Origin of the sequence: Burkholderia sp. Ac-20349 (assembly GCF_017104865.1) — a bacterium.
GTDB lineage: Bacteria > Pseudomonadota > Gammaproteobacteria > Burkholderiales > Burkholderiaceae > Burkholderia > Burkholderia aenigmatica.
The window spans coordinates 36,789-62,014 of the sequence record NZ_JAAGPM010000013.1 but is presented as its reverse complement, the minus strand read 5'-3'; the positions used below and the strand labels follow the sequence as shown (position 1 = coordinate 62,014).

The window sequence follows — 25,226 nt, the reverse complement described above, 5'->3', positions numbered from 1 at the left end:
TCAGGACCCTTCCTGCACCCAGTATTCGCCTTGTAGCGGAACCGGCTGGAAGCGTTGCACCATCGTGTCGAGCGTGCGGCGCGGGTCGATGTCGGCGAACAGCGCCGGATGCAGCCATTTGGCCATGGCCTGCACCGCGACGACGTTGAACGGCGAGTTGTAGAAGTGATGCCAGATCGCATAGGCGCGGCGCTCGCGCACCGCGCGCAGCGGCGCAATCTGCGGGCGCTGCAGCGACCGGTCGAACGAACGGGTAGCGGTGTCGCGCGACACGCCGGCGCCGAGCGCGATGCGCAGCGGCGCACTTTGCAGAGTCTGCGTCGAGCCGATCCCCGTGCCGATGTAGAAATCGGGCTGGCGGCTGAGCAGGTATTCCGGATTCAGCGTGCCGTGCTCACCGGGCACGCGGCTTTTCGCGATGTTGTTGCCGCCGGCGGCGTCGAGCAGGTGCCCCATCATGCCCGTCATCGTGTCGCAGCAGTCGCTCGACAGGCCGACGCGGCTTTCGAGGAACACGCTCGGCGCGACCGCGTGCGCGTTCGCGAGCCGCGTACGGACGAGATCGAACTGCGCCTGCCAGTACGCGTTGAAATCCGCCGCGCGCTGCGGCGCGCCGAAGACCTGGCCGAGCAGCGCGATGCTGCGCGTCGTATTGACGAGCGGGTCGTGCCGGAAATCGACGAAGACGATCGCAACGCCGGCGGCTTCGAGCCGCGCCAGCGTCTCGCGGTCGCGCTCGCCGGGGCCGTGGCCGCCGCCGAGGCCGAAGATCGCGACCTGCGGGCGCAGCGCGAGCGCGCGTTCGTCGCTGAAGCTGCCGGCCTGCGAGCGGCCGATGCGCGGTACGTCCTTCAGGCGCGGAAACCGCTCGAGCCATTGCCCGTAGCTGGCCGGATCGAGCTGTTCGAAATCGCCCATCATGCCGACGAGGCGACGGGTGGGATCGGCGTCGACGACCGCCAGCGCGGGCAGCAGGCGCCCTTCGCCGAGCAGCACGCGTTCGACGCGCGCGGGAATCCGGACTTGCCGACCGGCGAGGTCGGTCACGGTGGTGTCCGCGCATGCCGCCTGCGCGACGAACCCGCTGCACAGCCATGCGACCAGCATGGCCCACATTCCACTTGTCTTTCTCACGCGACTCCCGATACGATGTAAATGAGAACAATTCGCATTTAATTGTAACCGAGCAGTCGGACATCGCGGGATGCCGTCTGTTTGTTCCAACGACGAAATAGTTTGTGCGGGCCCATGGCGCCCGACACACGCAACGGGGTATCAAGACATGACAGCGCAGACTGCAGCTGCTTTCCAATCCGACGGCCACCGCCACGACGCGCACGTCGCACGAATCCGCGAGGTGCGACCGGGCCTGCGCATCCACGCGGACGACGCAACCGACGAATTCGACGCGGTGATGTCGGGGCAGTGCACGCCGGGCCTGCATCTCGTGCTGCTGCTCGAGGGCGCGCTCGACGTGTCGTACGGCGACCGGCGCGTGGTGCTGACGACGGATGCGCACCGCGCGAGCCGGGCCCCGGTGCCGCGGCCCGCGGTGCGGATGCAGTCGTTCCTGCTCAACGCGGTGCAGCCGGATACGTTCCGCCGGCGGCTCAGCAAGGGTGGCTATGCACGGCGGCTCAGTCTCGCGATGTCGGGCGAGTGGCTCGGGCATCTGCAGGCTGCGAGCCGCGGCATGCTGCCGGAGCGGCTGGATGCGATGCTGTCCGCGCACCTGGCGATCCGCTTCTGGCAGCCGACGCCGCGTGCGACGGCACTGGCCGAGCAGATCGTGCGGCCGCCGACCTATCAGCCGATGCTGCAGGCGATCTATCTCGAAAGTCGCGTGCTGGAATTGCTGGCCGAGGCGTTCGCGCCGCTCGAGGCGGAGGCGGTGGACGCCGCACCGGCGCAGGATGCGGCGCTCGGATCGCGCGACTACCGCCGGATGGCGGAATTGCGCGCGTTCCTGGCGAGCGATGCGGCGCAGGACTTGTCGCTCGACGATATCGCGCGCCATGCCGGCATGAGCACGAACGCGATGCAGCGGCAGTTCCGGTCAGCCTACGGCACGACGGTATTCGACTTCATCCGCGAACATCACCTGCAGCGCGCGCGGCTCGCACTCGAGCGCGACGCGGTGAGCGTCAAGCAGGCTGCGGCGCTGGCCGGCTATACGAGCGCCGCGAATTTCGCGACGGCCTACAAGCGCCGCTTCGGCGTCACGCCGACGCTCGCGCGCCGCAGCGACCATCGCTGACGAGGCCGCCGTCGTGACTCAAACGAGTTTGTAGCTTACGCAAAGATTTCAGCGTATTACATGTTTCATAATGCAAATGAGAATCAATCACATCATGAAACATCGAAAGCGCCACCATGTCGAGTCAAGCTGCACACTTTGCATTGAAGCCGGTCGTCGTTGCCGGCCTGTACCTGATGGGCGTGTCGAGCGCGTGGGCGCAGACGCCTGATCAGCCCGCCGGGCCCGCCGGCGCACCTGCCGTCCCGGTTCAGGCGGTTGCCGGCGACCCGCCGGATCCGGCCACGTTGAAGGCGGTCGTCGTGACGGCCAGCCGTCGCGAGCAGGCGATCCGTGAAGCGCCCGCGAGCATCTCCGTGATCACCCGCGACGACATCGAGGCGAAGCCTTATACGTCGGTTGCCGAGATCGTCAACAACGTCGAGGGCGTGAGCGTCGTCGGCGCTTCGCCGAACGACCAGGACATCTCGATCCGCGGGATGCCCGGCGAATACACGTTGCTGCTGGTCGACGGCCGTCGCCAGAACACACGTGAAACGATGAATCGCGGCAGCTCGGGCGTGCAGTCGAACCTGATGCCGCCGCTGTCCGCGATCGAGCGGATCGAGGTCGTGCGCGGGCCGATGTCGTCGCTGTACGGTGCCGATGCGATGGGCGGCGTGATCAACGTGATCACGCGCAAGGTGCCGAAGCGCTGGGGCGGCACGATCACGGCCGGCAGCGTGTGGCAGCTCGAATCGAACCAGGGCGATACGCAGAGCGTCGACTTCTGGCTCGGCGGCCCGCTGAAATCCGACGTGCTCGGGCTGCAGGCGTCCGGCCGACTCCTGCATCGCGGCGAGGACGACATCTTCTACGCGAAAAGCGGCACGGGCGGCGCGAACGGGCAGCGGATCGGCAGCTTCGACGTGAAGCTGGCGGCGAAGCCTACGCGCAACCAGGACGTGAGCGTGAACATCGGGCGCGAGCAACTCACCTACCTGAGCACGCCGGGCAAGAGCGCGGCGCCGCTCACGCCACGCACCGCCGCGACGGCGCTGACCGAGACGCGTCACGTGCGCGACTACTGGGGCATCACGCACGACGGTCGCTGGGGTTTCGGCAACACGACGCTGTCGCTCTATGGCGAGCGCGGCGTGCAGGACCAGTGGACGCCCACCGGCCGCGACGCGATCCGGCCCGCGCTGACCGACACGATCCTCGAAGGCAAGGCCGAGGTGCCGTGGTGGGGCGAGCGCAACATCCTGACGGTCGGTGGCCAGCATATCTGGTCGACGCTGTCGGGCGTGGCGCGCCAGGATGCGGTGCCGCAGGGCCATGCGGCGAACTCGGACCGGATCCGGCGTAATGCGTGGGCGCTGTTCGGCGAGAACGACTACTTCTTCAACGACCGGTTCACGCTGACGACCGGCGTGCGGCTCGATCACGACGATCGCTACGGCAGCCACGTGAGCCCGCGCATCTACGGCGTCTACCAGCTCAGCCAGGCGTGGACGGTGCGTGGCGGCGTGTCGACGGGCTTCCGGCCGCCGTCGTTGCGCCAGAGCACGGGCGGCTACTGCATGACGTCGGGCGGCGCGGCGGGGGCGATGCCCGGCACGCTGTGCGGCAATCCGGATCTCAAGCCCGAGACGAGCCTGACCGAGGAGCTCGGCGTGCGCTACGACCTCGGCGACACGTATGCGGGGCTGACGCTCTTCAACAACCTGTTCAAGAACAAGGTGGCCAGCTACGACACGGGCAAGGCCGATCCGCGTTCGCCGGGCCGCAACATCTACGTGTACGACAACATCGACCGGGTCAAGCTGTACGGCCTCGAACTTGGCGCGGGCACGCGCGTGATGCGCACGCTGAAGGTGTCGGGCACCTACACGCTGACGCAGTCGCGTCGCGAAGGCAGCGGCGAGAAAGCGTTCAACGGCAGCTCGCTCGACGGCTATCCGCTCGACAAGACGCCCAAGCACAAATTCAACGTGCAGGTCGACTGGACGCCGACCGCCAAGCTCGACCTGTACGCGACGGCGAACTACATCGGCAGCGAGTCCTGGGCGGCGTTCCGCAACGGCGCGCAGGGTGTCCGCGAACGGCCGTCGACGACGACCTTCGATCTCGGCGGCCGCTACCGGATCGACAAGCGTTTCTCCGTCAACTTCGCGGTGCTGAACCTGACCAACAAGATGGTTCCGATCGACGATCGCACGCGCACGACCGGCCTGAACGGCAACTGGCTGGTCGATCAGGGGCGCCGCGTCGCGGTGAGCCTCACCGCCGAAATGTGACGACACGGCCGGTGCGACGCCGCGCCGGCCCTTCAATCTGGAGATGAATGCGATGAATGCAATATCCCGTCCTGCCGATCTATTAGCACCCCAAAACATGTGGGATCTGTATCGCGCCGATGCGCCGCTGTTTCTCGCGACACCGGCCCATACGCTGCTCGCGGCCGATCCGGCGGAAGCGATTCCGCATGCGGATACGCCGCTGGCCGCGCGCGTGACGGAGGCGCTGCGCCGTGCGCAGGCGCAAGGGCATGCGGGCGCAGCGGTGGTCGGCGCCGTGCCGTTCGACGCCGATGCGCCGGCCGCGCTACGGGTGGCGCACACGATGTTGCGTGCGGCGCCGCGCGGCGTGCCGCGGGCGCCGGAACCGTCCGGACTGCGCTATGCGACGCGCGAGGTGCCGGCGGCCGATGCCTATGCCGATGCAGTGGCGCACGCGGTCGCGCGCATTCGCGCGGGCGAGCTCGACAAGGTCGTGCTGGCGCGCACGCTGGAAGTCGACGGCGAGCAGCCGGTCGAGGTCGCGCCGCTCGTCGCGCGTCTCGCGGCCCGCAACCCGCACGGCTATACGTTTTCGGTCGATCTCGGCGAGGGGCGCACGCTGCTCGGCGCGAGCCCGGAGCTGCTCGTGAACCGCTTCGGCGGCATCGTGCGCGCGAATCCGCTGGCCGGCTCCGCGCCGCGCAGCCGCGACCCCGTCGAGGACCGCCGTCGCGCGGAGGCGCTGCTGGATTCGGCCAAGGATCTCGACGAGCACCGGGTCGTCGTCGAGGCGGTGCGCGACAGCCTCGCGCCGTACTGCCGGCATCTCGACGTGCCGGCGCGCCCGTCGCTGATGCACACCGAAACGATGTGGCACCTGTCCACCGAAGTGCGCGGCGAAACGGATGCCGACGCGTTGACGCTCGCGCTTGCGCTGCATCCGACGCCGGCGGTCTGCGGTGCGCCGCGGGATGCGGCCCGCGCGTGCATTCGCGCGGCCGAGCCGTTCGACCGGGGGTTCTACGCGGGGATGCTCGGCTGGGTCGATGCGCGCGGCGATGGCGAATGGATCGTGACGATCCGTTGCGCACAGGCGTTCGATCGCACGCTGCGGCTCTATGCCGGAGCGGGTGTCGTCGCCGAGTCGACGCCTGACGGCGAGCGGGCCGAAACGGCGGCCAAGTTCAGGACGATGCTGGATGCGCTGGGGATTCGCCACGACGCCGCATCGGGCGGCGCCCGGGAGGCGGCATGACGATCGCGCACGGCACGCCGTGGCCGGCCCCGCTGGCCGACACGTACCGGAAAAAGGGCTATTGGCGCGGCGAGTCGTTCGCCCGGTGGTTCGATGCGCGCGTCGCGCAATTCGGCGAACGGACGGCGCTCGTGCAGGGCGACCTGCGCTGGTCGTACCGGACCCTTGCGCGCGAGGCGCAACGCATTGCGCGCGCGCTGAGTGCGGCGGGCATCGCGCCAGGCGATCGCGTGGTGTTGCAATTGCCGAACTGCGCGGCCTTCTTCGCGACGACGTTCGCGCTGTTCCGCATCGGCGCGTTGCCGGTCTTTGCATTGCCCGCGCACCGGCGTCGCGAGATCGGTTTCTTCTGCCAGCACGCGGGCGCGGTCGCCTACATCGCGGCGCAATCTCACGATGGTTTCGACTACCGGTCGCTCGCGCGCGACGTGCAGGCCGACGCGCCGACGCTGAAGCACGTGTTGTTCACGACGCCGGGCAACGCCGGACTCGATCTGCCCGATGCGCCGGACGCCGCATTGCCGCCCGGGCCGCTCGCGCACGAGGTGGCGTTCCTGCAGTTGTCCGGTGGCAGCACGGGCACGCCGAAGCTGATCCCGCGCACGCACGACGATTATCTGTACAGCGTGCGCGAGAGCGCGCGCATCTGCGGGCTGAGCGAACGCACCGTCTATCTCGCCGCGCTGCCGGCCGCGCACAACTACGCGCTCAGCTCGCCGGGCTCGTTCGGCGTCTTCGACGCGGGCGGCACGGTCGTGCTGTGCGACAGCGCCAGCCCCGACGTTGCATTCGAGCTGATCGAACGTGAATGCGTGACCGTGGTCGCGCTCGTGCCGCCGCTCGTGCTCGTGTGGCTGACGGCCGTGGCGCGGCGCGGCGGCGCGCCGGCGAGTCTCGAACTCATGCAGGTCGGCGGGGCGCGCTTCGATCCGGCACTGGCCGCGCGCGCGGCGGACGGCTTCGGCGCGCAGCTCCAGCAGGTATTCGGGATGGCGGAAGGGCTCGTCAACTACACGCGGCTGGGCGATCCGCGCGACGTCGTGATCGCTACCCAGGGGCGGCCGATCTCGCCGGACGACGAGATTCTCGTGGTCGACGACGACGATCGGCCGGTCGTACCGGGCGAAGTCGGTCACCTGCTGACGCGTGGCCCGTACACGATCCGTGGCTACTACGACGCGCCGGCGCACAACGCGCGCGCGTTCACCGCGGACGGCTTCTATCGCACCGGCGATCGCGTGCGGATCACCGACGGCGGCTATCTCGTCGTCGAGGGGCGCGCGAAGGACCAGATCAATCGGGGCGGCGAAAAGATTCCCGCGGAGGAGATCGAGCACCTGCTGCTGGCGCATCCGGGGGTTGCCGACGCGGCACTCGTGCCGATGCCGGATCCGTATCTCGGCGAGCGCAGTTGCGCGTACGTGATTCGCGGTACGACGGCACCGAGCGCGGCGGATCTCGTGCGGTTCGTGCGCGAGCAGGGCGTCGCGACCTACAAGGTGCCGGACCGGATCGAGTTCGTCGACGCGTTCCCGAAGACCCCGGTGGGCAAGATCGACAAGCGGGCGTTGCGGCAACGCATCGCCGATTGCCTGGCCGACCTGTCTGCCTGACGTCCGGTACCGAGGCAATTCCCGATCCATTCATTGTTACGACGCTTCACGACGCATTCCAACATGGCCATTCCGAAAATCGCTTCCTATCCGATGCCGGCCGACCTGCCGGCCAACCGCGTGACCTGGCAATTCGAGCCGCGCCGCGCGGCGCTCCTCGTGCACGACATGCAGGACTATTTCCTCGACTTCTACGATCGCGGCGCGGCGCCGGTGCCGTCGTTGCTGACCGGCGTGCGGCGCCTGATCGATTTCGCGCATGCGACGGGGATGCCCGTTTATTACACCGCGCAGCCGGCGACCCAGGCGCCGGCGGATCGCGCGCTCCTGACCGACATGTGGGGCCCGGGACTGACCGCGGAGCCGGCGCGCGCGGCGATCAGCGAGATCGTCGCACCGGCGCCCGGCGACACGGTGCTCGACAAATGGCGCTACAGCGCATTCCGGCGCTCGGATCTCGATACCCGGCTGCGCGCACAGGGGCGCGACCAGCTTGCGATCTGCGGGATCTACGCGCACATCGGCTGCCTGATGACTGCGTGCGACGCCTTCATGCGCGACGTCAAGCCGTTTTTCGTCGGCGATGCGCTCGCGGATTTCTCGGAGCGCGAGCACCGGATGGCGCTCGAGTATGTCGCGGGACGCTGCGGCAGCGTCGTGTCGGTCGACACGCTCGTCAGTGCTACCCATGACGATCTCGCGACGCCGACCCTCGACGACGTCGCGCGGCTGGTCGCCGAAAGCCTGCGCATGCCGGCCGCGACGCTGAGCGCGGACGCCAACCTCGTCGATTGCGGCGTCGATTCGATTCGCATGATGACGTTCGTCGAGCAATGGCGGGCCGACGGGCACGACGTCACGTTCGTGCAACTCGCCGAACAGCCGACGCTGGAAGCGTGGACGCGCCTGCTGCAACGCACCGCGCAGGTGCCCGCATGACCGGGCACGACATGCCCGGCATCCGTCCGGCACCGTTCGCCAGCACGGCGGAAGTCACGCTGGCGCAGACCGATCGCGTGCTGTTCAAGCTGTGCAAGCACTACGCGATCAAGGTGCCCGTCGTGTTCGACGCGCACCGTGCGACCGTCGACTTCCCGTACGGCACCTGCCGGATGCAGCGGACCGACGATCGGTTGCGGATGCGCTGCGAAGCCGATACGGCCGACAAGCTCGCGCAGATCCAGTACGTGATGGACGAGCACCTGGTGCTGATGTCCCGCAATCGCGAACTCGTGATTGCGTGGCAGCAGGCCGAGTGACGGCGTGCATTTCCGGTTCAACGCTTATTCGCGATATCTCCATTCATGCAACTCGAAGAACGACCGATGGAACGGCCGATACGCGCGACATCCGCGCAATACGGAATCTGGGTCGCGCAACAGGTGGATCCCGACGATCCGGGCTACCTGACAGCCGAAACCGTCGAACTTGACGGCGTGCTCGACGGCGATGCGCTCACCGGAAGCGTCGAGGCGGTGCTCGATCATGCCGACGCGCTGCACATGCGTTTCGCGTGGGCCGACGATACGCTCTGGCAGTATCGCCGCGCGCCGGCCACGCGGCTGCCGCTCGTGGACCTGTCGATGCAGGCGGATCCCGAGCAGGCGGCGCGGGACTGGATGAAGGCCTCGCTGTCGGTGTGCTGCGATGTCACGTCCGATCCGCTGTATCGCACGGCGCTGTTGCGGCTCTCGCCGACGCGGCACTGGTGGTATCTGCAGGTCCATCACATCGTGCTGGACGGCTTCGGCTACGGGCTCCTGCAGCAAGCCGTCGCGGCACGCTACAACGCGCGTGTCGGCAAGGCACCCGTGCCGACGTTGCCCGACTGGCGTGTGGATCGCGTGGTCGAAGCCGAAGCGAGTTATCGCGCGAACGGCGGCTTCGAAGCCGATCGCGTGTTCTGGCAGAAATACCTGAGCGACCTGCCCGCGCCGCTCGAGCTCGCGCCGAAGCAGGACGTCGCGCCTGATGCGTCGCGGGCCACGCGCGTGGTCGACGGCGCCCGGCTGGCGCGGCTCAGGGATGCGGCGGCGCATGCGGGCGTCGACTGGAACGCGTGGCTGCTGTGCGCGACCGGGATCTGGCTGGCAAGACAGGGTGGGCAGCGCGACCTGACGCTCGGGTTGCCGGTGATGAACCGGCTCGGCACGCCAGCGCTCGGCGTGCCGTGCATGGCGATGAATATCGTGCCGTTTCGCGTGCATGTCGACGCAGGCCATTCGCCGCGCGATCTCGCGCGCGCCTGCTCGGATCAGCTGCGCGCGATCCGGCCGCACCTGGTTTACCGGTACGGCTGGATTCGCGGCGATCTGGGCCTGCTCGAGCGCAACGTGTTCCTGTTCAACCAGGCCGTCAACGTGATGCCGTTCGAGCGGCAGGTCGCGTTTCGCGGGCTGGCGAGCGATACGCGCGCGGTGAGCGGCGGGCCGGTGAAGGACCTGAACGTGACGCTCGCCGTGCGCGGCGGCGCGTGGCATCTGACGCTCGAGGCCAATCCGAATGCGTACGACGCCGACACGCTGGCGGCGTACGTGCAAAGCTTCGTGGACTGGCTCGACACGTTCGCCGCGTGCGCGGCCGACGAACCGGTCGCGCGCCTGCTCGACGACATGCCGCCGCCGTCGATCGTGCGTGGCGCGCCGCTCCCCGGGCCGCACGACGACGTGATCGCGCTGATCGAACGCGTGGCACGCGACGCGCCTGCGCACACGGCGATCGAAGCCGGGGAGCGTCGTGTCGACTATCGCACGTTGCTCGCCGACGCCGCGGCGCTGGCGGACGCGCTCGCTCGGCGTGGCGTGACGCAGCAGACGCGCGTCGCGATCGCGGCGCCGCGTGCGCCGGACGTGATCGCTGCCATGCTGGCCGTGCTTAAGCTGGGCGCCGTCATCGTGCCGCTCGACCCGGACGGGCCGCCGCAACGCACGGCTGCGATGCTCGCGGACGCGTCGCCGGCGATCGTCATCACGCGCGGCGCGCACCGCGCATGTGCGGGCGCGTGTCCGGTGTTCGATCTCGACGCGGCGCGCGTGCCGGCGACGCGGCATGCGCCGACCGGCGACGCACCGGTGCCGGATTCGCTGCCCGCGTATCTGCTGTACACGTCGGGATCGACCGGGCGCCCGAACGGCGTGCTGACCGGGCGCGGCGCGCTCGGCCAGTTCGTCGCGAGCACGCGCGACCTGTATTGCATCGGGCCGGGCGATCGCGTGCTGCAGTTCGCACCGCTGCATTTCGACGCGAGCTTCGAGGAAGTCTTCGCCACGCTGTGCCATGGCGCGACGCTCGTGCTGCGGGACGATGCGATGCTCGATTCGGTCGACACGTTCACGGCGGAAGTCGAGCGGCGCGGCATCACCGTGCTCGACCTGCCGACCGCCTACTGGCACGTGCTCGCGCATGCGCTCGACGCACGCCATGCGCAGCGCCTCGACCGTGTGCGCCTGACGATCATCGGCGGCGAGGCCGCGTTGCCGGAGCGGATCCGGCGCTGGCGCGCGCACCTGCCGGACCGGGTGCTGCTCAATACCTACGGACCGACCGAGGCGACGATCATCGCGACCGCGGCATGCGTCGGCGGCCCGCAGGCAGTCTGGCAGGAGGGCGAGCCGGTGCCGATCGGCACGCCGCGTGCGGGTGTCGACGCGTGCATCGTCGACGGGCGCGCGTACCCGGTCGCCGCGGGATGCACTGGCGAGCTGGTGCTGTGCGGCGACGGGCTGGCGCTCGCGTATGCGGGCAACCCCGCGCTGACGGCGGAACGCTTCGTCACGTTGCCGCGCGGCGGGCAGCGTGCGTACCGCACCGGCGATCTCGCGACGCTGCGCGATGGCCGGCTCTATTTCGAAGGCCGGATCGATCACGAAGTGAAGATCAGCGGCGTACGCATCGACCCGCGCGAGATCGAGGACGCGCTGCTGCGCGAACCGGACGTGCGCGAGGCGGCGGTCGTCGCTTCCCGCAGCGGTGCCGGCACGGTGACGCTCGCGGCGTTCGTCGCCGGGTCGGCCGAGCCGGCCGCGTTGCGCATGCAACTGGCGCAGCGGTTGCCGGCGGCGGCGATTCCGGACCGCTGGCACGTGCTCGAACGGCTGCCGCGCAACGCGAACGGCAAGATCGATCGCAACGCGCTGCAGCGCGCCGATGCGCGGCGCGACGAGGCGGCCGACGATCCGCGCGCCGGTGCGCTGGAGCGGCAGGTGATGGCCGTGTGGCGGAACGTGCTCGGCGATGTCGCGCTGACGCCGGGCAGCAATTTCTTCGACATCGGCGGCAAGTCGCTGCAGGCGATGCAGGCGAGCGCGAGGCTCGCGGCGGAACTCGGGCGCGACGTGCCCGTCTCGATGCTGTTCCGGCATCCGACGATCGCGATGCTGACAGCCGCATTGCGCACGCCGCTGGCGTACCGGCCGCGCACCGAGCGCAACGCGTTCGCGCCGCACCTGGCGATCCAGTCGGGCTCGGGTGCCGCGCCGCGGCTCATCTGCATCCATCCGGCCGATGGCCTCGCGTGGAGTTACCTGCGGCTGGCCGCCTATCTGCCCGACGCGACGATCGACGGGTTGCAGCTTTCGGTCGACGACACGCGCGATGCAGCCGATTTCGACGCACTGGTGCAAACCTATGTGCGGCGCGTACGGGCATTGCAGCCCGACGGGCCGTATCACCTGCTGGGCTGGTCGCTTGGCGGCGCGCTGGCGTATGGCGTCGCGGCGGCGCTGGCGTGCGACGGCGACGCGGTCGGTACGCTCGCGCTGATGGACAGCTATCCGTCGTCGGCATGGACGGCGCAGCCGATGCCGACCTGCGGCGACGCGCTGCGGATCCTGCTGACCGTCAATGGCGACTTCGATACGGCCGACCTGTCCGACACCGTGCTGCGACAACGCCTGCTGCGTGCGAACAGCCCGTTTGCGGCGCTCGGCGGCGCCGGCCTCGATGCGTTCGTCGCGGCGACGCTGCGGCAGATGCGCCTGTTTCGCGCGGCATCGACGCCGCGCTACGACGGCGAACTGCTGCTCTTCAACGCGACCCGCAAGCGGCAGGGCATGCCGACGCCCGAGCGCTGGCATGCGCATCGGCCTGCGGGGACGCTGACCTGCCATGCGCTCGACTGCTCGCACGACGGCATGTCGGACCCCGAACCGATGGCGGCGATCGGCGCCGTCCTCACCGAACGGCTCGCCGCAACGGCGGGCCCGGATCTTCAATCACGGAATTCGAATCGATGAACAGCAATCCGAACCTGACTTTCCCGGCAGGTATCGCCGTCGTGACCGGTGCGGCGCGCGGCATCGGCGCCGCGGTCGTGCGCGCGCTTGCCACGCACGGCGTGGACGTGGCCGCCTTCGACATGGACGGCGACGCGCTGGCGCGTACGATCGCCGACCACCCGCCGATGCCCGGGCGCGTGCACGCGTTCGCGGTCGACGTCGCCGACGCGCGTGCGGTGCAGGCGGCCGTCGAACGGGTGGAATCATCTGTCGGCCCGATCGGCATGCTCGCCAACGTTGCCGGCGTGCTGCGGCTTTCAAGCGCGGCGTCGCTGACGGACGATGACTGGGCGCACTGCTTCGCGGTCAATGCCGACGGCGTGTTTCATCTGTCGCGCGCGGTCGCGCCGCTGATGGTCGCGCGCCGGGCGGGCGCCATCGTGACCGTCGGATCGAATGCGGCGCTCGTGCCGCGCACGCAGATGGCGGCGTACGCAGCATCGAAGGCGGCAGCCCATCAGTTCACCCGTTGCCTCGGCCTTGAACTGGCCGGAGACGGCATTCGCTGCAACATCGTCGCGCCGGGATCGACCGACTCGCCGATGCAGCGTCAGCTCTGGCATGGCCCGGAAGGCCCGGCGGGCGTCATCGCGGGGGCGCTCGACACCTACCGGAACGGTATTCCGCTCGGCCGCATCGCGATTCCCGACGATATCGCCGAAGCCGTGCTGTTCCTGCTGTCCGACGCGTCGCGTCACGTGACGCTGCACACGCTGTGCGTGGACGGCGGCGCGACGCTCGGCGCATGACGCGCGAACGGTTTCCGGAGCCCTCGTCATGAAACACTTCACTGCCACTACCGAACAGGGCGCGGCGGGCGCATTCGTGCAGCCGCGTCATGACGAGCGGCTGCGCGTCGGCGCGCCGCTGCCGTCACCCGACGCACTGTGCCGCGACGTGCCGGCCTCGTTCGCCGCGCGGGCCACCGTCGACGCGGGGCGCGCGCAGTTGCGGGCGATCCTCGAGCGGCGCGATGCGCGCCGGATCGTCGTCGTCGGCCCGTGCTCGATCCACGATCCCGACGCCGCGCTCGACTACGCACGGCGGCTCGCCACGCTCGCGCATGCGGTGCGGGACACGTTCTGCGTCGTCATGCGCGTCTACTTCGAGAAGCCGCGCACGACGGTCGGATGGAAAGGGCTGATCAACGATCCGGGGCTCGACGGCAGCCATCGCATCGAGGACGGCCTGCGCACCGCGCGGCAGCTGCTCGCCGACATCAATGCGATCGGGTTGCCGGCTGCGACCGAAGCGCTCGACGTGATGACGCCGCATTATCTGGGCGATCTGGTGAGCTGGGTGGCGGTCGGCGCCCGCACGACCGAGTCGCAGATCCATCGCGAGATGGCTTCGGGTTTGCCGATGCCGGTCGGTTTCAAGAACGGGACGGACGGCCAGATCGACGTCGCGGCTCACGCGATGCTGGCCAGCATGCGACCGCACACGTTCATCGGGATCGACGGGGCCGGCCGTCCCGCGCTGCTGCACAGCGCCGGCAATGCGCATGCGCATCTCGTGCTGCGCGGCGGCCGGCACGGACCCAACTACGACACGGCATCCGTCGCGGCCGCGGCAGACGCGTTGCGGGCCAGCCGCTTGCCGGCGAACGTGCTGATCGATTGTTCGCACGCGAACTGCGGCAAGCAGGCGATGCGGCAACTCGCCGTGCTCGACGACGTCGTCGAGCAGATGCGCGCGGGCGACGACGCGATTCGCGGCGTGATGCTCGAAAGCTTCATCGAGACGGGCGCGCAGCCGCTCGGCGGCGCGCTGCGCTACGGCTGCTCGGTGACCGATCCGTGCATCGGCTGGGACGCGACCGCGGATGCGTTGCTGCATGCACGCAACCGCCTGCTCGCGCGAGCGGGCTGACCGTGGCCGGCACCGGCCGGCCTCCTTCATTTCTCCAACACGAACGAATCATGTCGACCCCTTCCGCTGACACCCTGAACCCGCCGGCCGATGCCGGCGCGTCCGGTGGCGTGCGGATCGTGCGCACGCGGCCGAAGGTCGTGCTGTTGTGGGCGTCGCAGACCGGCAACATCGAATCGCTGACCGAGGATTACGCGACGCAGCTGATGAACGCGGGCTTCGAGATCCGTACCGCGTGCATGTCCGACTATCCGCTCGCTTCGCTCGCCGGTGCGCAATACGTGCTGCTGATGACGAGCACGTTCGGCGACGGCGATGCGCCCGACAACGGCAGCGAATTCTGGGAAGCGCTGCAGGCCGGCAGCGCCGCGCGCCTCGACGGCGTGCACTTCGCGGTGCTCGCATTCGGCGATCGCAACTACGACCAGTTCTGCGGCCACGGCCGCCGGCTCGACGCGCGGCTCGCGGAACTTGGCGCGGCGCGTCTTTGCGCGCGCGTCGATTGCGACGTCGAATTCCAGCGCGACGCCGACCAGTGGCTCGAACGCGTCGTCGCGCGGATCAAGGAGGCCGATGCCGCGCTGCACGCGGTGCCGTCCGGCGGGATGAGCCCGTCAGGGCTGCTGCCGACGAAGGCGCATCCGGCGCCGTCGAAGCTCGTCGCGAACCTGCGGCTCAACCGTCCGGGCGCGGCGAAGGACACGCGCTATGTATCGCTGTCGACCGAAGGCGCGAACCTCGAATACGAAACCGGCGACGCGCTCGGCGTGTGGCCGACCAACTGCCCGGAACTGGTCGACGAACTGCTGGCCGTCACCGCGCTGAAGGCCGACGCACCCGTGTCGGTGGCGGGCGTCGGCGACGTGCGCCTCGGCGACGCGCTCGCGCGTCACTTCGACATCACGCGCCCGCATCCGGACACGCTCGCCTTGATCGCGTCGCGCAGCGCGAACGGCGCGTTGAAGTCGCTGCTCGGCGACGACCGCAAGGGCGACCTGAAGCAATGGCTGTGGGGGCAGCAGCTCGCGGATGTGCTGCACGAATTTCCGGTCGAGCTGTCGGGCACGGAACTGGTCGGGATGCTGAAGCGCATGCAGCCGCGCCTCTATTCGATCGCGTCGAGCCCGAGCGCGCACCAGGGCGAGATCCACCTGACCGTGTCGGCCGTGCGCTATCACAACGGCCGGCGCGCGCGCAAAGGCGTTGCGTCGACGTTCCTCGCCGATCGCGCGGACGACGGCCGCGTGCCGGTGTTCGTGCAGAAGTCCGCGCATTTCCGGCCGCCGGTGAACGGCGACGTGCCGATCGTGATGGTCGGCCCCGGTACCGGCGTCGCGCCGTTTCGCGGCTTCCTGCACGAGCGGCAGGCGCGCGGCGCGCGTGGGCGCAACTGGCTGTTCTTCGGCGAGCAGCACGCACAGACCGATTTCTACTACGGCGATGAACTGGGCGCGATGCACGACAGCGGCTTCCTGACGCGGCTCGACCTGGCGTTCTCGCGCGACCAGGCCGACAAGATCTACGTGCAGGACCGGATGCGCGAGCAGGGCGCCGAGCTGTTCGCGTGGCTGGAGGAAGGCGCGCACTTCTACGTGTGCGGCGATGCCGCGCGGATGGCGAAGGACGTCGACACGGCGCTGAAGGCGGTGGTCGCCGAGCATGGCGGGATGTCGGACGAAGCCGCGAACGACTACGTCGCGCGACTCTCGAAGGCACGCCGCTACATGCGGGACGTGTACTGAACGCGCGAGCGGCGGCGTGCGGTCCGCCGCTCCGCCGGCGGGTTACTGCTGCCGCTCCCACGCGCGTGCCTGTTCGGCGCGCACGAACGCTTCCGACGATTTCGGCAGCAGGTTGCGGAACGCGCCGCCGTCGCTGTCGATCACGTCGACCATCTTCGCGATCATTTCCTCCGGATCGTGCTGTTCGAGCGGGAACGTCAGCCGCTCGGGCGTCACGGTATGCGCGGCCGGATCGCGCCACCGTCGCGTCGTTTCCATCATCCGGTCGTTGAAGCCCGTGCTGTACGGGCCGGGGTTCACGACCGCGACCTTGATCCCGTGCGGGGCGAGTTCCGCGTGCATCGCCTCGGCGACCGATTCGATCGCGTGCTTCGACGCGCAATAGGCGCCCGTGAACGGTCCCGTGATCAGGCCCGCGATCGACGACACGAACACGATCTTGCCGTGCCGGCGCGCGAGCATGCCGCGCGCGATCTGCTGCGTGAGTTCGAGCGGCCCGAACACATTGACGTCGAACAGCTCGCGGACGATCTCGACCGGCAGGTCCACCAGCGCGCCGGCTTCGCCGACGCCCGCGTTGTTCACGAGCACGTCGATATCGAGATCGGCCGCGCGGGCGCGATCGTGAGGCGACGTCACGTCGAGCTTGATCGCGCGCAGCGCGGTGCCGCGCTGCGTGGCGGCGGCCGTCAGTGCGTCGATTTCGGCGGTGACGCGCACGCCGGCCGTTACGTCGTGACCGCGTTCGGCGAGGCGCAGCGCGACTTCGTGGCCGAAGCCGGTGCCCGCGCCGGTGATGAGGATGCGTTTCTGTGCCATGTGCTTACCTTGTGGAGTGGAACGTTGCCGGAAAGCGGTCGCGGCAGTGCTGCGCGATCGCGGTGTCTTCGTCGACGCTGCCGCCCGAGATGCCGATCGCGCCGACGCAGCGCCCGTCGCCGTCGACGAGCGGTTCGCCGCCGCCGAACGTGACGAGCCCGCCGTGGCTGTGTTCGATGCCGCGCAGCGGACCGTCGCCCGACATCGCACCGAGCGCGCCGGTCGATGCGCGGAAGCGGACCGCCGTCAGCGCCTTGCGTTGTGCGAGATCGATCGCGCCGAGAAAGCAGCCGTCGGTGCGCGCGAACGCGAGCAGGTTCGCGCCGGCATCGACGATCGCGACGGCGATGCCGGCGACCTGCAGCGATGCGGCATGTGCAAGTGCCGCGTCGATCGTGCGGCGGGCGGCTGCGAGCGGCAGCGCGGCGGTGAGCGGGTTCATGCAAGGCTCCGGGAGGACGACAGTGCCAGTGTAGGCAGTTGCGGTATATGGGAGAATCCGCATTCCGCTCGAAGGAGTTTCAAGTTTTTTTAATGATGAGCAGACGCGATCCGATGGCCGGGCTGCACGTGTTCATGACCGTCGCGACGGCCGGAAACTTCACGCGTGCCGCCGCCGCGCTGGGCCTGACGCCGGCGGCCGTCAGCCTCGCGATCGGGCAGCTCGAGGGCGAGCTGAACGTGAAGCTGTTCAATCGCAGCACGCGCGGCGTGAGCCTGACGGAAGCCGGCCAGCGCTACTGGCGGCAGACGGAGCCTGCCTACCGGCAGGTCATGCAGGCCCGCGACGAGCTGAAGGATGCACGCAGCGAGCCGAACGGGTTGTTGCGCGTGACCGCGCTGCCGCTGGCGCGAGCGCTCGTGATCGCGCCGGTGCTCGCCACGTTCCGCGAACGCTACCCGAAAGTCCGGCTCGAGATCCGCTACGAGAACGAGCTGGTCGATATCGCGAAGGACGGGTTCGATGCGGGGATTCGCCTGGCCGACCGGCTGCAGCCGGGCATGATCGGCGTGCGGATCGCGCCGGCATTGACGTGTGCGCTGGTTGCGTCGCCCGGCTATCTGGCACGGTATGGCGCGCCTGAGTCGATTGCGGCGCTCGAGCGGCATGCGTGCATCCGTTTCCGGTTCTCGGAGAGCGGACGCCTGCACAAATGGCTGTTGCGCGACGGGCAGCGCGACGTCGATCTCGATCCGGACGGCGTGTTCGTGACGAACGACGCCGACGCGGTGATCGATGCGGCGCGCGCGGGCGTCGGCATCGCGTTCGCGTTCATGCGCGAGCGGATCGAGCAGGACGTGCGCGACGGCACGCTCGTCGAGGTGCTGCCCGGTGCATGCCGCACGCTGCCGCCGATGTGGCTTTACTACGTCAATCGCAAGCACGTGCCGGCCAAGCTGCGTGCGTTCATCGACGTGCTGCGTGAACGCAACGGTGCGGACGACGCGTAGCCGCAGTAACGGGGGCGAGTGTTCCGGGTCGGAACAGGGCAAGCGCCGGTCACGCAGACGACCCCGTCCCCATTTCGGAAGGGCCGCGCTGGCCGGTGAATCTGTCCTCGCCCGTGCCGCCCGGCCGGGAGAATTTCTCCCCAATCCGCCACCGGCCATTCATCCGATGAAAAATCGTGTCCGGTTCCCGGTATGATGCGCACCTTGCGTTTGTCGGACGCACTATTTTTGATGCGATTTTTACGCACGCGGCACGACAAATCCGCACAATCCGAACCTGAAAGATTCTGTAATATAAATTCCGTATACTCGTAAGTTCTGATCCAGGCGCCACCTGCCCATTCCTTCGGCCGACCGCCCACGCAGAACAACCAGATACGTCGCCGCCTGGCCGCCTTGCGCCGCGACACGCTATGCACCACCACTGAACACTCTATGTCTTCCCGCCACTCTGGTTCGCCCGGCCGCGCCGCGGCGGTGATCGCCCGTGTCCGGGCGCTGATCCGCAACGAGCGTCTGCTGTCGCCGCTGCTCGCGCTCGGCATCGGCCTGCTGCTGATCGTGGTTTTCCAGCACCTGTCGGAATCCGTCGACTACCGGTCGGTGATCCGCGAGTTGCGTCACATGTCCGTCGGCGAGTGGGGCGCGTCGCTGGCCGCGACGGCCCTCAGTTATCTCGCGCTCGTCGCCCGCGACGCGGTCGGCCTGCGCTACGTCGCCGCGAAGGTGCCGCGCGTCGCGTTGTGGATCGGCGCGATCGCCGGATCCGCGCTCGGTAACGCGACCGGCTTCGGCGCACTGACGGGCGGCGCGGTGCGTGCCCGCGTGTACGGCGTGTCGGGCGTCACGCCCGCGCAGATCGGCCGGATGACGGTGTTCACGAGCGGCACGCTGGCGCTCGCGATGGTGTGGATGACGGCGATCGGCATGGTCTGCGTGCCGGAGGCGCTCGCCGCGATGCTGCACGTCGCGCCCGGCGTGCTGACCTGGACCGGCGCGGTGCTGCTGGTGGCGCTGGCCGCGATGGTCGTGATGTGCGGCAACACCGCGCGCCCGGTCGTCACGCGCTTCAAGTGGCTGTCGTTCGACGTGCCGGCGCGGCGCGATCTCGTCGCGCAGGTCGTCTATGCGGTCCTCGACGTCGTCGCGGCGGGCCTGACGCTGTGGGTATTGCTGCCGGCCGCGCCGGTCGGCTTCCCGACCTTCATTACTGTTTACGCCGCCGCGTTGCTGCTCGGGATGATCGGCCATACGCCAGGCGGGATCGGCGTGTTCGAAGCCGCGATGGTCTTCACGCTCGGCCGCGAAGTGCCGCCGCACGCGATGGTGGCCGCGCTGATCGCGTATCGCGCAATCTACTTTGGCGTGCCGCTCGTGCTGTCGGCCGGCCTGCTGGCCGGTTTCGAAGGCCGCGCGCTGCGGCGCCGGCTCGTGACGCGGCAGGCCGTGCGCGTGTCGCAGCTCGCGCCGGTGTTCCTGAGCCTCGTGACGTTCGCGGTCGGCGGGATGCTGGTGATCTCGAGCGCGACGCCCGCGTTCTGGCACCGGATCGCGATCCTGCGCCACCTCGTGCCGCTGTGGGTGCTCGAAGGCTCGCAGGTGATCTGCAGCGTGCTCGGCGTCGCGCTGCTGTTCGTCGCGCGCGGGCTGCTGCGCCGTCTCGACGGCGCATGGTGGATGACTTTCGCGCTGACGCTCGCCAGCCTCGGGCTGTCGCTGGTGAAGGGCCTCGCATTCGTCGAGGCCGGCGTGCTCGGCACGCTGCTGGTGCTGCTGCTCGTCAGCCGTCGCCGCTTCAACCGCCATTCGTCGCTGCTGGCCGAGCGCTTCACGGTGAGCTGGTTCGTGTCGGTGGCGATGGTGCTGATGCTGGCCGTGTGGGTGCTGTTCTTCGCGTTCCGCGACGTGCCGTACACGCGCGAGCTGTGGTCGCATTTCTCGTTCGACGCGCGTGCGCCGCGTGCCCTGCGCGCGACGCTCGCGGCCGGCGTGTTCGTCGCGCTGTTCGCGTTGTGGCAACTGCTGCGCCCGGCGCCCGGCCGTTTCGTGAAGCCCGCGGCGCAGGATCTGTCGGATGCCGAACGGATCATCCGCGCGCAGGAATGCAGCGATGCGGGCCTTGCGCTGATGGGCGACAAGTCGTTCCTGTTCTCGGAGTCGCGCCAGGCATTCCTGATGTATGCGAAGAACGGCCGCACGTGGGCCGCGCTCCACGACCCGGTCGGGCCGCGCGAGGAATGGCCGGCACTGATCAGCAAGTTCATCGCGCTCGCGCATGCGCATAGCGGCCGTGCGGCGTTCTACCAGGTGCGTGCGAACGCGCTGCCGCTGTATCTCGACGCGGGGCTCACGCTGATGAAGCTCGGCGAGGAAGCGCATATCGCGCTCGACCAGTTCGACCTGAAGGGCTCGAACCGGTCGCACCTGCGCTACGCGCTGCGCCGCGGCGACAAGGACGCGCTGACGGTCGAGGTGATCGCGCCGTGCGACGTGCCGGCCGCGCTGCCGGCGCTGCGCGACATCTCGGACGGCTGGCTCGACAGCCGCGACGCGCGCGAGAAGAGCTTCTCGGTCGCCGCGTTCCACGACGGCTATCTGGCGACGCAGTCGGTGATGCTCGTGCGTCAGGCCGACAAGCCGATCGCGTTCGTCACGTTCATGACGACCGACCTCAACACCGAGGCAACGGTCGGCGTGATGCGCCATCTGCCGGACGCGTCGCCGTATGCGATGGAATATCTGTTTACGCAGCTCGCGCTGCATCTGAAGGAAGCGGGCTTCCGCAAGCTGAGCCTGGGCATCGCGCCGTTCTCGGGGATGGGGGCGGCGAAGATGCCGTCGCCGTTGCACCGGATCGGCCTGATGGTCTGGCGCTTCGGCGGCCGCTTCTACAACTTCCGCGGCTTGCGCGCATTCAAGAGCAAGTTCGAACCGCACTGGGAGCCGCGTTATCTCGCGGCCTCGGGCACGGTCGGCGTGTTCGTCACGCTGGCGGATCTGTCATTGCTGGCTGGAGGTCGGCGCTCATGATGTTGAAGAAGGGAATCGCGCGGGCGGCAGCCGCCTGCGCGGGAATGATGCTGGCCGGCGCCGCGTGCGCCACGCAGCCAGCCGCAGTGAAGGCCGAAACCGTATCGGGCGGCCGCTATGGGCCCGTTACCGTCACCAAACCCAGTGGGCCGTTGCGCGGCTTCGTCGTGCTGTTCTCGCGCGAGGCCGGCTGGAATGCGGCCGACCAGCAGGCCGCCGATGCGCTGGCGAAGGCCGGTGCGATGACGGTCGGCGTCGATTCCGAGCGGTATGCAATGAATCTCGCCGCGAAGCAGGAGACCTGCCACCACCTCGACGGCGACGCCGAAGCGGTCAGCCACCAGCTCGAACGCCTGGCGCAATCGTCGCGCTACTTCACGCCGATCGTCGCGGGCGTGGGCCAGGGCGGCGCGATCGCGAAGCAGATCCTGTCGATGGCGCCGGAGAACACGATCGCCGGCGTCGTATCGGTCGATCCGGCCGCGAAGCTCGATCCGCGCTTCAAGCCGTGTCCGCCCGATCCGACGATCGTGCGCCGCGCGATGCCGGGTTTCGTCGAAACGGCTGCCGCGGGCGATAGCACGAAGCTGGTGTCGCTGGTCACGTCGCATCTGCGGGACGCCACCAGCGGCGACGAGCTCGACGTGTCGGACCTGCCGCTCGTCGAGCTGCCGGCCAAGGGCGGCAGCGACCGGCTCGCGATCGTGATCTCGGGCGACGGCGGCTGGCGCGATCTCGACAAGACGATCGCCGAGGCGCTGCAGCGCGACGGCGTGTCGGTGGTCGGCATCGACAGCCTGCGCTATTTCTGGAGCGAGAAGCCGCCGGCACAGGTGAGCCGCGATCTCGCGCGCGTGATGCGCACCTACACGGCGCGCTGGCATGCGAATCGCGTGGCGCTGGTCGGCTACTCGTTCGGCGCCGACGTGATGCCGTTCGCGTACAACCGGCTGCCGGCCGACCTGCGCGACAAGGTCGCCGTGATGTCGCTGCTCGGCTTCGCGCCGGCCGCCGATTTCCAGATCCGCGTGACGGGCTGGCTCGGCATGCCCGCGAGCGACAAGGCGCTGAAGGTCGCGCCGGAAATGGCGAAGGTGCCGCCGCAGCTCGTGCAGTGTTTCTACGGCGCGGAAGAGAAGGACACGATGTGTCCGGCGCTGGTGAACACGGGCGTCGACGTGATCAAGACGCAGGGCGATCACCACTTCGGCCGCGACTACATCGCGCTCGAGAAGAAGATCCTCGGCGCGTTCGACAAGCCGGTGGCGGCGCGCTGAACGCCGGCGCCCGCTTCGCGGCGGGCACCGGCCGGTAGCTTCCGGTTCATCGTACGGGCGGCCTGCGGGCCGCCCGTTTCATTTTCCGGCGGGCGTGGCCGCGTCCTGCTGCGGCAGTGCCGTTCTCGCATCGCGCTGATAGAAGCCCGGGAACCGGTCGAGCTGCCGCCGCGCGGCCGTGATGTCCGTACCGTCGCCGAGCACCGCGCTCGAAAACCCCGTGCGCTCCATCAGCAGCACCTGGTCGACCAGCACGTCGCCGGTCGCGCGCAAGTCGCCGGCGAAGCCGTAGCGCTTGCGCAGCAGGTACGCCTGGCTGTACGCGCGGCCATCGGTGAACGACGGAAACTGCAGGTCGATACGCGCAGCCTGTGCGATCTGCGCGGCGAGCGGCGGCAGTTCCTCGTCGTTGCCGATCGTCAGCGTCGCGGCGTCGTGCGGCTGCGTGTCGCCGGTGTGTTCGGCCGGCGTCAGCAGCCGGATGCGTGCGGTCGGGTGTGCTTGCTTCATGCGTGCTCCGCCTGGTGGCGCGCGTCGTTCGCGGCGGCCTTGAAGGGTTCCGCGCCGATGCGGCGCACCGTGTCGATGAATCGTTCGCTGCGGCCGTCCTCATCGATCCGTGCGTCGAGATACGCGTTGACGATCGCATCGACGACATCGACGATCTCGTCCGCCGAAAACGACGGGCCGATCACCTTGCCCGGCCGCGCGGGGCCGCTCGCGGTCGAGCCGTCCGAACCGCCGAGCGTGACCTGGTACCACTCGGCGCCGTCCTTGTCGACGCCGAGGATGCCGAGATGGCCGCTGTGATGATGGCCGCACGAGTTGATGCAGCCGCTGATGTGCAGGTCGATGTCGCCGACGTCGTGCAGCATGTCGAGATCCTGGAAGCGCTCGGCGATCGCATCGGCGATCGGGATCGAGCGTGCATTCGCGAGCGCGCAGAAGTCGCCGCCCGGGCACGCGATCATGTCCGTCAGGAGTCCGACGTTCGCGCTGGCGAGCCCGATCGCGCGCGCGTTTTCCCACAGCAGGAACAGGTCGTCGACATGCACCCACGGCAGCACGACGTTCTGCGTGTGCGTGACGCGGGCCTCGCCGGCCGAGAAGCGGTCGGCGAGATCGGCGAGCGCATCGAGCTGGTCGGGCGACGCGTCGCCCGGCGCCTGCAGGCGGCGCTTGAACGACAGCGTGACGATGCGCAGCGCCGGGTCGCGGTGGCCGGCGACATTGCGGGCGAGCCAGCGCGCGAAGGCCGGATGGCGTGCCGCCTGGGCGGACACGCGAAGGTTCGCGTCGCGCAGGCTGGCCGTGCGCGGCTTGAGCCGCGGCGGGACGAACGACGCGGCGACGCGGTCGAACTCGACCTGCGGAATCGTGTGCGGCGCGCCGTCGTGATCGACGATCTGGCGGAACTCCTCCTCGACGTCGTCGATGTAGCGCTGCCCCTCGGTCTTGACGAGGATCTTGATGCGCGCCTTGTACTTGTTGTCGCGCCGTCCGTAGCGGTTGTACACGCGGACGATCGCCTCGATGTAGTTCATCACGTGCTGCCACGGCAGGAACGCGCGCAGCAGCGTCGCGATCGTCGGCGTGCGGCCCATCCCGCCGCCGACGCTCACGCGGAAACCGAGCGCGCCCGCGTCGTCGCGCACGAGCTTCAGCCCGACGTCGTGCCAGTCGGTGGCCGCGCGGTCTTCGGCCGCGCCGGTGATCGCGATCTTGAACTTGCGCGGCAGGAACGCGAATTCGGGGTGCAGCGTCGTCCACTGGCGCATCACCTCGGCGAACGGGCGCGGATCGGCGATCTCGTCCGGCGCGACGCCGGCGCGCTCGTCGCACGAGATATTGCGGATGCAGTTGCCGCTCGTCTGGATGCCGTGCATGTCGACGGTCGCGAGCAGGTCCATCACGTCGGCTGCTTTCGCGAGCGGAATCCAGTTGAACTGCACGTTGGTGCGCGTCGTGAAGTGCGCGCTGCGGGTCGGCAGGCGCAGCGTGCCGAGCAACGCCTGCGCGTCGCATGCGGCGCGGTAGGTGGCGTCGTCGGGCACGTCGTAGTCGCGCGCGATCCGCGCGAGCACGCGTAGCTGCGCGCTCGACAGTTCGCCGTACGGCACGGCGACGCGCAGCATCGGCGCGTGGCGCTGCACGTACCAGCCGTTCTGCAGGCGCAGCGGCCGGAACGCGTCTTCGCTCAGCGTGCCGTGCTGCCAGCGTTCGAGCTGGTCGCGAAACTGGGCGGCGCGGCTGTGCACGAGCGCCCGGTCGAAAACGGTATATCGATACATGACGTGATACGCGAGAGGCGCCGCGGCGCGAAGCGCGCGGCTTGGGACAGACGTTGCGACGGGTGTCAGGCAACCGGAGAC

The 25,226-nt window shown here is 69.2% G+C and carries 17 protein-coding genes and 1 pseudogene; 13 read left to right on the top strand and 5 right to left on the bottom strand.

What is annotated here, in order from left to right; translation table 11 throughout:
• A complete protein-coding gene (locus G3N61_RS07200) occupies positions 1-1,116 on the bottom strand; it encodes an ABC transporter substrate-binding protein (RefSeq protein ID WP_089450584.1) in 1,116 nt (371 codons plus the stop codon).
• 166 nt (positions 1,117-1,282) lie between these two features.
• On the opposite strand from G3N61_RS07200, the gene G3N61_RS07195 reads away from it, so the two are divergent.
• The 10 genes and pseudogenes from G3N61_RS07195 to G3N61_RS07150 all read left to right on the top strand — a co-directional run.
• Positions 1,283-2,257, top strand: coding sequence for a helix-turn-helix transcriptional regulator (locus G3N61_RS07195; protein ID WP_205821967.1), 975 nt, complete (start codon positions 1,283-1,285; stop codon positions 2,255-2,257).
• Positions 2,258-2,373: 116 nt separating this feature from the next.
• Positions 2,374-4,536: a TonB-dependent receptor gene (locus G3N61_RS07190; protein ID WP_205821966.1), complete on the top strand. Its 2,163-nt coding sequence runs from the start codon at positions 2,374-2,376 to the stop codon at positions 4,534-4,536.
• Between the two features lie 52 nt (positions 4,537-4,588).
• A complete protein-coding gene (locus tag G3N61_RS07185) occupies positions 4,589-5,773 on the top strand; it encodes an isochorismate synthase (RefSeq protein ID WP_205821965.1) in 1,185 nt (394 codons plus the stop codon).
• The gene (locus tag G3N61_RS07180) at positions 5,770-7,386 is read left to right on the top strand and encodes a (2,3-dihydroxybenzoyl)adenylate synthase (protein ID WP_205821964.1); all 1,617 of its coding nucleotides are present in this window, start codon (positions 5,770-5,772) and stop codon (positions 7,384-7,386) included. The genes G3N61_RS07185 and G3N61_RS07180 overlap by 4 nt, the downstream gene beginning before the upstream one ends.
• A 63-nt stretch (positions 7,387-7,449) precedes the next feature.
• Positions 7,450-8,325 (top strand): isochorismatase family protein, encoded by an 876-nt coding sequence (locus G3N61_RS07175; protein ID WP_205821963.1) that lies wholly within the window; start codon positions 7,450-7,452, stop codon positions 8,323-8,325.
• Positions 8,322-8,645 carry a DUF2218 domain-containing protein gene (locus G3N61_RS07170; protein ID WP_205821962.1) on the top strand — a complete coding sequence of 108 codons (324 nt, stop codon included), beginning with the start codon at positions 8,322-8,324 and terminating at the stop codon, positions 8,643-8,645. Before G3N61_RS07175 ends, G3N61_RS07170 begins: the two co-directional genes overlap by 4 nt.
• 66 nt (positions 8,646-8,711) lie before the next feature.
• Positions 8,712-12,620: an amino acid adenylation domain-containing protein gene (locus tag G3N61_RS07165; RefSeq protein WP_241017623.1), complete on the top strand. Its 3,909-nt coding sequence runs from the start codon at positions 8,712-8,714 to the stop codon at positions 12,618-12,620.
• On the top strand, positions 12,617-13,411 hold the full coding sequence (locus G3N61_RS07160) for a 2,3-dihydro-2,3-dihydroxybenzoate dehydrogenase (protein WP_205821960.1): 795 nt from the start codon (positions 12,617-12,619) through the stop codon (positions 13,409-13,411). Before G3N61_RS07165 ends, G3N61_RS07160 begins: the two co-directional genes overlap by 4 nt.
• Before the next feature lie 28 nt (positions 13,412-13,439).
• Complete coding sequence (locus tag G3N61_RS07155) at positions 13,440-14,534, top strand: 3-deoxy-7-phosphoheptulonate synthase (RefSeq protein WP_205821959.1); 1,095 nt, start codon at positions 13,440-13,442, stop codon at positions 14,532-14,534.
• 83 nt (positions 14,535-14,617) lie between these two features.
• Positions 14,618-16,276: pseudogene (locus G3N61_RS07150) on the top strand (flavodoxin domain-containing protein); the annotation flags it as partial.
• 42 nt (positions 16,277-16,318) lie between these two features.
• On the opposite strand, the gene G3N61_RS07145 reads toward G3N61_RS07150, so the two are convergent.
• On the bottom strand, positions 16,319-17,095 hold the full coding sequence (locus G3N61_RS07145; protein WP_205821958.1) for an SDR family oxidoreductase: 777 nt from the start codon (positions 17,093-17,095) through the stop codon (positions 16,319-16,321).
• 4 nt (positions 17,096-17,099) lie between these two features.
• The gene (locus G3N61_RS07140; RefSeq protein ID WP_205821957.1) at positions 17,100-17,537 is read right to left on the bottom strand and encodes a heme-binding protein; all 438 of its coding nucleotides are present in this window, start codon (positions 17,535-17,537) and stop codon (positions 17,100-17,102) included.
• Between the two features lie 95 nt (positions 17,538-17,632).
• Here G3N61_RS07140 and G3N61_RS07135 point away from each other — a divergent pair, with 95 nt between their 5' ends.
• The 3 genes from G3N61_RS07135 to G3N61_RS07125 all read left to right on the top strand — a co-directional run bounded on the left by G3N61_RS07135 (position 17,633) and on the right by G3N61_RS07125 (position 22,854).
• Positions 17,633-18,547 carry a LysR family transcriptional regulator gene (locus G3N61_RS07135; protein ID WP_175025179.1) on the top strand — a complete coding sequence of 305 codons (915 nt, stop codon included), beginning with the start codon at positions 17,633-17,635 and terminating at the stop codon, positions 18,545-18,547.
• Positions 18,548-18,982: 435 nt separating this feature from the next.
• The gene (gene mprF / locus G3N61_RS07130) at positions 18,983-21,577 is read left to right on the top strand and encodes a bifunctional lysylphosphatidylglycerol flippase/synthetase MprF (RefSeq protein ID WP_089452771.1); all 2,595 of its coding nucleotides are present in this window, start codon (positions 18,983-18,985) and stop codon (positions 21,575-21,577) included.
• Positions 21,574-22,854, top strand: a complete 1,281-nt coding sequence (locus G3N61_RS07125; protein WP_205821956.1) for a virulence factor family protein — start codon at positions 21,574-21,576, stop codon at positions 22,852-22,854. Before mprF ends, G3N61_RS07125 begins: the two co-directional genes overlap by 4 nt.
• 78 nt (positions 22,855-22,932) lie before the next feature.
• On the opposite strand, the gene G3N61_RS07120 is transcribed toward G3N61_RS07125, so the two are convergent.
• Together G3N61_RS07120 and G3N61_RS07115 are read right to left on the bottom strand one after the other, a co-directional pair.
• The gene (locus G3N61_RS07120) at positions 22,933-23,364 is read right to left on the bottom strand and encodes a DUF934 domain-containing protein (RefSeq protein WP_089452773.1); all 432 of its coding nucleotides are present in this window, start codon (positions 23,362-23,364) and stop codon (positions 22,933-22,935) included.
• Entirely contained in the window at positions 23,361-25,145 is a 1,785-nt protein-coding gene (locus tag G3N61_RS07115; RefSeq protein ID WP_043191054.1) for a nitrite/sulfite reductase, read from the bottom strand. The genes G3N61_RS07120 and G3N61_RS07115 overlap by 4 nt, the downstream gene beginning before the upstream one ends.
• Positions 25,146-25,226: the final 81 nt, after the last annotated feature.